General features: G+C 73.0%; 11 protein-coding genes. 1 reads left to right on the forward strand and 10 read right to left on the reverse strand.

Annotated elements, in window-relative coordinates; all coding sequences use genetic code 11:
• Window positions 1-161 precede the first annotated feature (161 nt).
• The 6 genes from ACZ4UB_RS29985 to ACZ4UB_RS30010 form a co-directional block, all read right to left on the reverse strand.
• Entirely contained in the window at window positions 162-896 is a 735-nt protein-coding gene (locus ACZ4UB_RS29985) for a hypothetical protein (RefSeq protein ID WP_468074937.1), read from the reverse strand.
• Between the two features lie 145 nt (window positions 897-1041).
• Window positions 1042-1395, reverse strand: coding sequence for an MmcQ/YjbR family DNA-binding protein (locus ACZ4UB_RS29990; protein ID WP_354380193.1), 354 nt, complete (start codon window positions 1393-1395; stop codon window positions 1042-1044).
• Window positions 1392-2696, reverse strand: coding sequence for a hemolysin family protein (locus ACZ4UB_RS29995; protein ID WP_468074939.1), 1305 nt, complete (start codon window positions 2694-2696; stop codon window positions 1392-1394). Before ACZ4UB_RS29995 ends, ACZ4UB_RS29990 begins: the two co-directional genes overlap by 4 nt.
• Window positions 2693-3190 carry an rRNA maturation RNase YbeY gene (ybeY, locus tag ACZ4UB_RS30000; protein WP_354380195.1) on the reverse strand — a complete coding sequence of 166 codons (498 nt, stop codon included), beginning with the start codon at window positions 3188-3190 and terminating at the stop codon, window positions 2693-2695. The genes ACZ4UB_RS29995 and ybeY overlap by 4 nt, the downstream gene beginning before the upstream one ends.
• A gap of 12 nt (window positions 3191-3202) precedes the next feature.
• The gene (locus tag ACZ4UB_RS30005; protein WP_468074941.1) at window positions 3203-4231 is read right to left on the reverse strand and encodes a PhoH family protein; all 1029 of its coding nucleotides are present in this window, start codon (window positions 4229-4231) and stop codon (window positions 3203-3205) included.
• Between the two features lie 141 nt (window positions 4232-4372).
• A complete protein-coding gene (locus ACZ4UB_RS30010) occupies window positions 4373-5515 on the reverse strand; it encodes a carbohydrate kinase family protein (RefSeq protein WP_468074943.1) in 1143 nt (380 codons plus the stop codon).
• Between the two features lie 197 nt (window positions 5516-5712).
• Here ACZ4UB_RS30010 and ACZ4UB_RS30015 point away from each other — a divergent pair, with 197 nt between their 5' ends.
• Window positions 5713-7164, forward strand: coding sequence for an MFS transporter (locus ACZ4UB_RS30015; RefSeq protein ID WP_468074945.1), 1452 nt, complete (start codon window positions 5713-5715; stop codon window positions 7162-7164).
• On the opposite strand, the gene ACZ4UB_RS30020 is transcribed toward ACZ4UB_RS30015, so the two are convergent.
• The 4 genes from ACZ4UB_RS30020 to ACZ4UB_RS30035 all read right to left on the reverse strand — a co-directional run bounded on the left by ACZ4UB_RS30020 (window position 7056) and on the right by ACZ4UB_RS30035 (window position 10789).
• On the reverse strand, window positions 7056-7961 hold the full coding sequence (locus ACZ4UB_RS30020; RefSeq protein ID WP_468074947.1) for a ribonuclease Z: 906 nt from the start codon (window positions 7959-7961) through the stop codon (window positions 7056-7058). The two genes, ACZ4UB_RS30015 and ACZ4UB_RS30020, sit on opposite strands and share 109 nt — an antisense overlap.
• 2 nt (window positions 7962-7963) lie before the next feature.
• On the reverse strand, window positions 7964-8323 hold the full coding sequence (locus ACZ4UB_RS30025) for a histidine triad nucleotide-binding protein (protein ID WP_467956899.1): 360 nt from the start codon (window positions 8321-8323) through the stop codon (window positions 7964-7966).
• A 634-nt stretch (window positions 8324-8957) separates the two neighbouring features.
• The gene (locus tag ACZ4UB_RS30030; RefSeq protein ID WP_468074949.1) at window positions 8958-9701 is read right to left on the reverse strand and encodes a 16S rRNA (uracil(1498)-N(3))-methyltransferase; all 744 of its coding nucleotides are present in this window, start codon (window positions 9699-9701) and stop codon (window positions 8958-8960) included.
• The gene (locus tag ACZ4UB_RS30035; protein WP_468074951.1) at window positions 9698-10789 is read right to left on the reverse strand and encodes a nitronate monooxygenase; all 1092 of its coding nucleotides are present in this window, start codon (window positions 10787-10789) and stop codon (window positions 9698-9700) included. Before ACZ4UB_RS30035 ends, ACZ4UB_RS30030 begins: the two co-directional genes overlap by 4 nt.
• Between the last annotated feature and the right edge of the window lie 199 nt (window positions 10790-10988).

The raw sequence follows: 10988 nt of genomic DNA on the forward strand, positions 1-10988 counted from the left end.
GTCTGTCCCCGCGGCGGGGCGGACGGGTGTTGTGTTTTTCTCTGTGGTCCTGTCCTCGGGGGGAGGAGCGAGTGACCCGCCCCGCCGAGCCTGGTCCCCCCCCCCCCCCCCCCCCCTCTCCCCTCCATACCCCCCCCTGGCCCCCCGGCTCAGGGTTGCGACTAGGCAGTCGGCTTGATGGCCTTCAGCGAGGTCTCCACCTTGTGGATGGCGCGGTCGAAGTCCTTCTCCCCGCGCTGCCCCTCGCCCCAGTTGTTGTGGACGGTGCTGATCACCGCGCCGACCCGGATCACCGCGATGTCCTGGTCCACGACGTGCTCCTCGTTCTTGAACTGCACGCGCAGGCCGGTGGACTGCTCGCCGAGGGCCGGGATGTCGAAGACCTCGGCCTTGGCGAGGGCGGCCTTGCCCTCGTAGCTGGCCTCGAAGGACCCGCAGGCCTTGACCGTCGCGGCCAGTGCGCTCACGGCGCGCTCGGCGTCGGCCGCGTTCTCGTAGCCGCTGACGTCCTGGAGCATCAGGCTGCTGCCGGAGGCGTCGCTGAAGACGGCCTGGCGGCTCATCTTGTAGTCGGTCAGCAGCCGGCCGGTGTCGACCAGGTCGACGACGGCCTTGCAGCTCTCCGGCTTGGCCGCGCCGAACTCACGGCTCTTGGCGTCGCCGTTGTCGATGACGGTGTCCTCGTCGAGCTTCCACCCGCTGGAGAGGTCCGCCACCGTCAGCAGCACGCTCTGGGCCTGCTCGGCCGTCAGCGCCCCGGACCCCTTGGCGGACGCGGCCGAGCCGCCCTTGTCGCCGGCCTTCGCGCCGCTCTTCTCGCCGCCCTGGCACGCGGCGACGAAGAGCAGGGAGGCGGCCGCGAGGGCGGTCGCGGCGAAACGGGTACGGCGCTGCACGAGGACTCCAGGAACGGATCTTGCTTGGCGGAAGCAAACCTAAGCGTAAAGTAAGCAATTCCGATGATCCGAAGGTCATGAAAAATTGTGACCTTGCTCCCAGCCCGTTCCGCCAGGCGGCCCGCGCCCGTCCCCCGCGGCACCCTCAGGGCCGGTCGAGCCGCAGCCGCTCCGCCCGCGGCAGCCCCGCGACCACCAGGTCGTACGAGTCCTCGATCAGCTCCTTGACCATCGCGTCCGGGAGCCCGCCCACGGTCACCGTGTTCCAGTGCCGCTTGTTCATGTGCCAGCCCGGGGCGACCGCCTCGTGCTCGGCGCGCAACCGCACCGCGGCTTCCGGTTCGCATTTGAGATTGACCGTGAGCGGGGTCCCGTCGAGCGCCGAGAGCGCGAACATCTTCCCCAGCACCTTGAAGACCGAGGTCTCCGGATTGAACGGGAACTCCTCGACCACGGCGTTGAATCCGAGGCAGAAGGCACGCAGCTCGGCGGGCGTCATGCGCTCTCCCCCTCGACGGCCGGCGCCGGCTCGACCGGCTCGACCAGCACGGTCACGATCTTGTTCCGGCGGCCCGCCGGCGATTCGGCGGTCAACCGCAGCTTGCGGCCGTCGGGCAGTTCCTGGAGCGCGGACGCCCCCGCGATCGGCACCCGACCGAGCGCCTTGGCGAGCAGCCCGCCGACCGTCTCCACGTCCTCGTCGTCGAAGTCCTCCACCCCGAACAGCTCGCCGAGGTCGGTGATGTCGAGACGGGCCGTCACCCGGTAGCGGTCGCCCCCGAGTTCCTCGACGGGAGGCAGTTCGCGGTCGTACTCGTCGGTGATCTCGCCGACGATCTCCTCCAGGATGTCCTCGATGGTGACGATCCCGGCCGTGCCGCCGTACTCGTCGATGACGACGGCGACGTGGTTGCGGACCTGCTGCATCTCGCGCAGCAGGTCGCCCGCGTTCTTCGTGTCGGGCACGAAGACCGCCGGGCGTATGGCGGTGGTGACGAGTTCGGACTCCGCCTCGCGACTGACGTGCGTCTTGCGGACCAGGTCCTTGAGGTAGACGATCCCGACGATGTCGTCCTCGTTCTCCCCGGTGACCGGGATGCGCGAGAAGCCCGACCGCAGCGCGAGCGTGGTCGCCTGACGGATCGTCTTGTACCGCTCGATGCAGATCAGGTCGGTGCGCGGCACCATCACCTCGCGCACCAGGGTGTCGCCCAGCTCGAAGACCTGGTGCACCATCCGGCGCTCGTCGTCCTCGATCAGCGATTCCTTCTCCGCCAGGTCGACCATCGCGCGCAGCTCGGCCTCGGAGGCGAACGGCCCCTTGCGGAAGCCCTTCCCGGGGGTCAGCGCGTTGCCGATGAGGATCAGCAGCTGCGGGATCGGGCCCATCACCCGGGCCAGCGGCACCAGGACGTACGCCGCCGCGGTCGCGGTGTTCAGCGGGTGCTGGCGGCCGATCGTGCGGGGGGAGACGCCCACCGCGACGAAGGAGACCAGCACCATCACGGCGATGGCGGTGAGCAGCGCCGTCCAGTTCTCGCCGAAGGCGTCGAGGCACACGTAGGTGACGAGGACCCCGGCCGCCATCTCGCAGGTGACCCGCACCAGCAGGGCCACGTTGAGGTAGCGGGTCGGGTCGGCGGCGACCTGGGCGAGCTTGGCGCTGCCGCGCCGCCCCTCGCGCACGGCCTGCTCGGCGCGGAAGCTGGACATGCGGGCGATCCCGGACTCGGCGCAGGCCGCGAACCAGGCCACCACGACCAGCAGGACCGCCCCGGTGATCAGCTGGGGGGCGGTCACGAGACGGTGGGGGCGGGAGAGGCCCCGGTCATCCCGCGCTCGCCGCGCCAGCCGTCCACGATGGCCGCCTGCAGGCCGAACATCTCGACCTTCTCGTCGGGCTCCTCGTGGTCGTAGCCGAGCAGGTGCAGCACCCCGTGGACGGTGAGGAGCTGGAGCTCCTCGTCCATGGAGTGCTGCGTCGGCGCGTCCTCGCCCTGCTTCTTGGCGACCTCGGGGCAGAGCACGATGTCACCGAGGAGCCCCTGCGGGGGCTCCTCGTCGTCCTTCGACGGCGGACGCAGTTCGTCCATCGGGAAGGACATGACGTCGGTGGGTCCGGGCAGGTCCATCCACTGGATGTGCAGCTGCTCCATCGCGGCCTCGTCGACCACGATGACGGACAGCTCGGACAGCGGGTGGATCCTCATCCGGGTGAGCGCGTAGCGGGCGATGTCGAGGATCGCCTGCTCGTCGACATCGGTTCCGGACTCGTTGTTGACGTCGATCGACATGGTGCTTCTGGACTACTTCCCGTTGTGGCTGTCGTACTGCTCGTACGCGTCGACGATACGGCCGACGAGCTTGTGCCGGACGACATCCTCGGAGGTGAGCCGTGAGAAGTGGATGTCCGGGACCCCTTCGAGGATCTCCTGGACCTGGCGCAGACCGCTCTTGGTCCCGCCCGGGAGGTCGACCTGGGTCACGTCACCGGTGACGACGATCTTCGAGTCGAACCCGAGCCGGGTGAGGAACATCTTCATCTGCTCGGGCGTGGTGTTCTGCGCCTCGTCGAGCACGACAAAAGCCTCATTAAGGGTGCGACCCCGCATATAGGCCAGCGGTGCGACCTCGATCGTGCCCGCCGCCATCAGGCGCGGGATCGAGTCGGGGTCGATCATGTCGTGCAGGGCGTCGTAGAGCGGCCGCAGGTACGGGTCGATCTTGTCGAAGAGGCTGCCGGGCAGGAAGCCGAGGCGCTCGCCCGCCTCGACCGCGGGGCGGGTCAGGATGATCCGGCTGACCTGCTTGGACTGGAGGGCCTGGACCGCCTTGGCCATCGCCAGGTAGGTCTTGCCGGTACCGGCGGGGCCGATGCCGAAGACGATCGTGTTCTTGTCGATCGCGTCGACGTACCGCTTCTGGTTGAGGGTCTTGGGGCGGATGGTGCGGCCGCGGCTGGAGAGGATGTTCTGGGTGAGCACCTCGGCCGGGGTCTCCTCGCCGCCCCGGCTCCCGTCGCCCGCGCCATTGGCACGGAGCATCGCGATCGACCGTTCCACTGCGTCCTCCGTCATCGGCTGTCCGGTGCGGAGCACCAGCATCATCTCGTCGAAGAGGCGCTGGACGAGGGCGACTTCCGCCGCTTCCCCGACCGCGCTTACCTGGTTGCCCCGCACATGGATGTCGGTGGCGGGGAACGCCCGCTCTATCACGCGCAAGAGGGCGTCTCCCGATCCGAGCACCGTCACCATCGGGTGCTTGGCCGGGACGGTGAAGTGGGCTCGTGCCTGCCCCGGCACTGCGGGGGTGCGGGATGTCGGTGTCTGAGTCATGGGCCGGCTCTGAGGCCTGCACATACCTCCCGTCGAGGGGTCTCGCCGATCGACGACCCTCTGGATTACCAAGCGTACGACTCCGCACCCGGATGCCCGAAGGGATTTCCCGAGCCCCCGCGCCAGGTCACGGCGGCGCGGCTACGCGGAGTGGCGGAAGCCGATCGTGGGCACCGCCCGGCGGCGCACGGCCCGGCGCGCCTCCTCGGCCGCTGCGGCGTCCCCGGGCACCAGGTCCTCCAGGAACCCGTAGTGCCGCAGCCCCTCGGGGACCCCGCCGGGCCGGGCCCGCAGGGCGTGCCACCAGTGGGCCACCTCCGACCAGCCGGGGGCGGACAGCGAGCCGCCGAACTCCTGCACGGACAGGGCCGCGGTCAGGCCGGCGAAGGCGAGCCGGTCCGCGAGCGGCCAGCCGGCGAGGGTGCCGGTGACGAAGCCCGCCACGTACACGTCACCCGCGCCCGTGGGGTCCAGGGCCTCCACCTCGATCGCCGGGACCTCGGCGCTCTCCCCGGTCCGGCCGTCCACCGCGTACGAGCCCTGCGCGCCCATCGTGACCACCGCGATCGGGACCCGCTCGGCCAGGATCCGGGCCGCCGCGCGCGGGCAGTCCGCACCCGTGTACCGGACCGCCTCCGCGGCGTTCGGCAGGAAGGCCTCGCAGTGGTCCAGGTCCAGCGCGTCCAGGTCCCAGCGCCCGCTCTCGTCCCAGCCGACGTCCGCGAAGACCCGGGCCCCGCGGCGCGCGGCCGCGGCGACCCACTCCTCGCGGCGCCCGGGGGCCAGTGAGGCGACCGCGGCCCTGGCCCGGGGCGGGCAGTCCGGGATGGGGTCGGAAGCGGCTCCGGGGGGCGCCTCGTGGCCGTGGGAGACCATCGTGCGTTCGCCCTCGTAGGCCATCGAGACGGTGACGGGCGAATGCCAGCCGGGAATCCGGCGCGACATCGCCAAGTCGATGCCCTCGCCCTGCTCCAGCGCGTCCCAGCAGTACTCGCCGTAGTGGTCGTCGCCGAAGGCCGCGGCGAGCGAGGTGCGCAGCCCCAGCCGGGCGAGCGCGGTCGCCATGTTGGCGACTCCGCCGGGGCTCGAACCCATGCCGCGGGCCCAGGACTCGGTGCCGCGCACCGGGGCCGAGTCGAGGCCGGTGAAGATGATGTCGAGGAAGACCGTGCCGGTCAGGAAGACGTCGCAGTCCGGATCGCGGGGCGACCGGAGCGGACCGAGCGGGTCCACCTGCTCGCCGGCGGCTCTGTTCCCGTTCTGACGGCTGTTGCGACTGGTCACGGCGTGTTCCCCGTTTCGTACGCGGCGTGGAGGGTCCGGAGAGCTGCCAGCCCTGCCCTCCTCGGGCCGGCGCAAACCCCAGTGTGTCCCAGATCACCAGTGGATCGCCCTTCTCCCCGACTCCGGTCGCTTGATAGATATGGGCCCCCGCTTCTCACGCGGTGCCTCGAACCACCCGCGCGCCACCTGGATCCACCGTGTCCGACCACGCCCCGGAGCACCCCGCCTCCTGGCCCCTCGTCGCCCTCTTCACCGCCGGCTACGTCGCCCCGTACCTGCTGCCCACGGTGGTCGGACGGCTCGACGCGCACCTCCCGCTCAGCTCCGCCCAGGCCGGGCTCATCGGCTCGGTGCTGCTGCTCGGCTCCGCCGCCGCCGGCTTCGCCCTCGCCTCCCGCATCCCGCGCCACGGGCCGCGCCCGCTCGCCCGGTGGGGGCTGCTGCTCGCCGTCGCGGGCTACGCCACGGCCGCCGCCACCTCCCTGCTGCCGCTGGTCGTGGTGGGGGCGGTGGTCGGCGGCTTCGGTTCCGGTACGGCCACCGCCGTCGCCGCCTCCGGGATCGCCGCCCAGCGGGATCCGCACCGCACCTCGGCCGTGGGGCTGCTGTCGGTGTCGGCGACCGCGGGGGCGCTGTACCTGGCCCTGCCCCGGCTCGGCGGCGGCCACGGGCTGCCCTTCGCCGCGATCGCGCTGGTCGCGGCACTGGCCTGGCCCGCCACCGGGCGCCTCGCCGGGCGGCCCGCCGGGGCGTCGGCCCCGGCCGGGCGCGACCGCGTACGGGGCTCCGCCTCCCGGCTGCCGTACCCGCGGGCCGGGGCGGTGCTGGCCGGGGCGCTGATGCTGTGGTCGCTGGCCCAGAACGCGCTGTGGGGGGTCAGCGGGCGGATCGGGTCCCAGCAGGCGGGCCTGTCCGAGGTGACGCTGGGCATGGTCTTCGCTGCCGCGCTCGGCGCCGGGCTGCTCGGGGTCACCGCCGCGTCCGCGCTGGGCGCGCGCCTCGGCCGGGCGGTGCCGATCGGGGCGGGCACGGCGCTGATCGCGCTCTGCGTGGCCGCGTCCTGCGCCGCGCGGGGCCTGGGCTCCTTCGCCGCGGGCGAGATCCTGTGGAACGCGCTCTACCCGGTGGTCCTCTCGTACGCCATCGGTCTCGCCGCGGCGCTGGATCCGCGCGGCCGTTGGGCGGTGCTGGCGGGCTCCGCGTCCTCCCTCGGGGTGGCGTGCGGCCCGGTCACGGGCAGTCTGCTGGCCGAGCGGGCCGGGTTCCCGGTGATGGGGCTGGTGCTGGGCGGGCTGCTGCTCGCGGTGGCGGTGCCGTTGACCGCGGTCGCCCTGCACGCGGGGGGCCGTCCGCTGGTGCCGGGTTCGGTGCGGCGCCGGGGCGGGGCCCCGGCCGCGGTCCTGGCGGCGGGGGCCGGGGCGGCGCTCTCCGGGCGGCTGCCGCGGGTGGGCGCGCCGGAGTTGACGGTCGTCGAGGTGACCGTGCGGCCGTTGCCGGGGCGCACGCCGCTGCGGGTGCTGCTGCGGTCCCCGGCGGCCCGCTACCCGCGCTTGGGCAGCGGGACCCGGGCGAGGTCGGCCGCGATGGTCAGCTCGCCCTCGAACCCGGCGGCGCGGGCCTCGCGTTCGAAGTCGGCCGGGTCCGTGTAGCGCTGCGAGAAGTGGGTCAGCACGAGGTGGCGGACCCCGGCCGCGCGGGCGACCCGGGCGGCCTGGGCGGCCGTCAGGTGGCCGTGGTCGGTGGCGAGGCGCTCGTCCGCGTCGAGGAACGTCGACTCGATGACCAGCATGTCGCAGCCCTCGGCGAGGGCGTCGACGCCGGGGCAGAGCCGGGTGTCCATGACGAAGGCGAAGCGCTGGCCCGGCTTGTGCTCGCTGACCTCGTCGAGGGTGACGCCGTTCAGCTCGCCGTCGCGCCGGAGCCGACCGACGTCGGGGCCCTCGATCCCGTGGCGGGCGAGCAGTTCGGGCACCATGCGGCGGCCGTCGGGCTCGGTGATCCGGTACCCGTAGGACTCCACGGGGTGCGAGAGCAGCCGGGCCTCCAGGGTGTACGTCGCCCCGCTCGCCAGCACCCCGTCGGCGGCGACGGGGGCTTCGGCGAGCGCGACCGTCTCCCGGTAGGCGGTGGCGTAGCGCAGCCGGTCGAAGAACTTCTGGCCGGAGGCGGGGTAGTGCGCGGTGACGGGGTGCGGGACCTGGTCGAGGTTGATCCGCTGGATCACCCCGGCGAGGCCGAGGCTGTGGTCACCGTGGAAGTGGGTGACGCAGATCCGGTTGATGTCGTGCGCGGCGACTCCGGCCCGCAGCATCTGGCGCTGCGTGCCCTCGCCCGGGTCGAAGAGGATGCCCTCGCCGTCCCAGCGCAGGAGGTAGCCGTTGTGGTTGCGGTGGCGCGTGGGCACCTGGCTGGCGGTGCCCAGCACCACGAACTCGCGTACGGACACGGCTATCCCGGGGGCCATTCGAGGCCGCGGCCGCCGAGCACGTGGGCGTGCGCGTGGAAGACGGTCTGGCCGGCGCCCGCGCCGGTGTTGAAGACGATCCGGTAGCCGGAGCCGTCGACCTTCTCCTGCGCCGCGACCTCTCCGGCGGCGCGCAGCACGTCGCCCGCGACGGCGGGTTCGGCGGCGGCGAGGGAGGCGGCGTCCGGGTAGTGGACCTTGGGAATGACGAGGACGTGCGTCGGCGCCTTGGGGCTTATGTCCCGGAAGGCGAGGGTCGTCTCGGTCTCGTGGACCACGGTCGAGGGGATCTCCCCCTTGACGATCTTGCAGAACAGGCAGTCAGCCTGAGGTTCCCCGGCCATGTGCGGCGCCTCCGTAGCAGTGATCGACTCCCCCGCATCGTAAACGCCCCCACCGACGCCTCCAACGCCGGCGAGGCTGAACCTGCCCGACCACCTCAAGCCCGCCCGGCGTTTGAGGGCCCGCCGGAGGCACACCCCCCGATGCCTCCGGCGGCGCCTCAAACGCCGGCGAGGCTGGACCTGACCCCCTCAAGCCCGCCCGGCGATTGAGGACCCGCCGGAGGCACGCGCGCCACAGCGGGCACCAGGAGCGCCTCAACCACAGGCGAGGCTGGACTTGACCCCCTCAAGCCCGCCCGGCGATTGAGGACCCGCCGGAGGCACGCGCGCCACAGCGGGCACCAGCAGCGCCTCAAACGCCGGCGAGGCGGAACTTGACCCCCTCAAGCCCGCCCGGCGATTGAGGGCCCGCCGGAGGCACGCGCGCCACAGCGGGCACCAGCAGCGCCTCAAACGCAGGCGAGGCGGAACTCGGCCCCATCAAGCCCGCCCGGCGATTGAGGACCCGTCGGAGGCACGCGCGCCACGGCGGGCACCGGCAGCGCCTCAAACGCCGGCGAGGCGGAACTTGGCCCCACCAAGCCCGCCCGGCGATTGAGGGCACGCACGCCGCGGCGGACGGCGTCGGCGGTGGTTAGGACCAGCGGCCCGTGCGGGCCAGGAGGACGGCCACCGCGGCGGTGCCGGCGGTGGAGGTCCGCAGGACGGACCGCCCCAGCCGGTACGGCTTCGCCCCCGCCTCCTCGAAGACGGCCAACTCCTCCGGCGAGACCCCACCCTCGGGCCCGACGACGACCACGATCGCCCCCGCCACCGGAAGCTCCGCCGTGGCCAACGCCAGCGACGCCGCCTCCCGGTCCTCGTGCAGGACCACCGCCAGGTCCGCCCCCGCCAGCAGCGCGGCGACCTGCTTCGTGGACATGGCCTCGGCGACCTCCGGGAACCGGACCCGGCGGGACTGCTTGCCGGCCTCCCGCGCGGTCGCCCGCCACTTCCCCAGCGCCTTCGCCCCCCGCTCCCCGCGCCACTGCGTGATGCACCGCGAGGCCTGCCACGGCACCACCGCGTCGACCCCGGTCTCGGTCATCGTCTCGACGGCCAGCTCGCCCCGGTCCCCCTTCGGCAGCGCCTGGACCACGGTGATCCGTACCGGCGGCTCCGGCTCCTCGTGGACCGACTCGACCGCCACCACCAGCCGGTCCTTGCCCTCCGCCGCCTTGACCACGGCTTCGGCCCACCGCCCGCGGCCGTCCGCGAGGACCACCGCCTCGCCGGGGTTCAGCCGCTTCACGGACACCGCGTGGCGGCCTTCGGGACCGTCCAGGACGAACTCCGGCCCCGCGGGGACCTCTTCGACCACGAACACGGGGGCGGTCATGACGCACTCCTCATCTTCAACATCTGCAACACGCTCTGCGCTTCGGCCAGTTCGGCCGCCAGTACCTCCACCAGCTGCCCGGCGGGCAACGGCCTGGCCAACCGGTGCCCCTGCCCCGCCCACAGCGCCATGCCCTGCGGGTCCCCGGCCGCCGCCGCGGCCTTGCGCAGGCCGGAGGTGATGTGGTGGACCTGGGGGTAGGCGGCGGGCGCGTACGGCCCGTGCTCCCGCATGAAGCGGTTGACCAGCCCGCGCGCCGGCCGGCCCGAGAAGGCCCGGGTGAGTTCCGTGTGCGTGAACAGCGGGTCGGTCAGGGCCTTCTTGTGCGCCGGGTCGGCACCCGACTCGGGACAGGCCAGGAAGGCGGTGCCGAGCTGCGCGGCCTCCGCGCCCGCGGCCAGCACGGCGGCGATCTGCGAGCCCCGCATGATGCCGCCCGCGGCGACGATCGGGAGCGCGACGGCTTCCCGCACCTGCCCGACCAGCGCCAGCAGGCCGAGGCCCGCCGTCCCGTCGAGGTGCGGGTCGTCGCGGTGGGTGCCCTGGTGGCCGCCCGCCTCGATGCCCTGGACGCAGACGCAGTCGGCTCCCGCCTCCTGCGCGGCCCTGGCCTCCTCGACGGAGGTCACGGTGACCACGGTGCGGGTGCCGGCCTGGCGCAGCGCCGAGAGCACCTCGGCCGGGGGGCACCCGAAGGTGAAGGAGACCACCGGAACGGGGTCTTCGAGGAGGATGGCGAGTTTGGCGTCGTAGCCGTCGTCGCAGGTGCCCACGGTGTCCTCGGGCGCGAGGGAGACCTCGTACCAACTGGCCTCGCCGGCGAGCTGCCCGCGGTAGGCCTCGACGGCGGCGGGGTCGACCGAAGTGGCCTGCGGGACGAAGAGGTTGACGCCGAAGGGGCGGCGGGTCAGCCCGCGCAGCCGCTTGATCTCCTGGTACATGCCGTCGGCGGTCTTGTAGCCGCCGGCCAGGTAGCCCAGCCCGCCCGCCTCGCACACGGCGGCGGCAAGCGGCGGACAGGAACCGCCGCCCGCCATCGGGGCCTGCACGATCGGGTACTGGTGAAGACCGTTCGGTGCGGAGGACATGCCGAGCATCGTGCCATGTCCCCCGCACCAGACCGAATCGTGCGATTCGCCTGGCATAGTCCGGTTCCCCGGTGTGGGGGGGGGGGGGGAGGGGGGGGGGGGGGAGGGGAGAGTAACAAACGTTGGGAGGGGGATTTCGGATGTTGGAGGGGGGCCGTTGGGTGGGGGGGGGGGGGGCGGGGGGGGGCGCCTCTCCACG

Source organism: Streptomyces sp. NPDC028419, assembly GCF_055565515.1.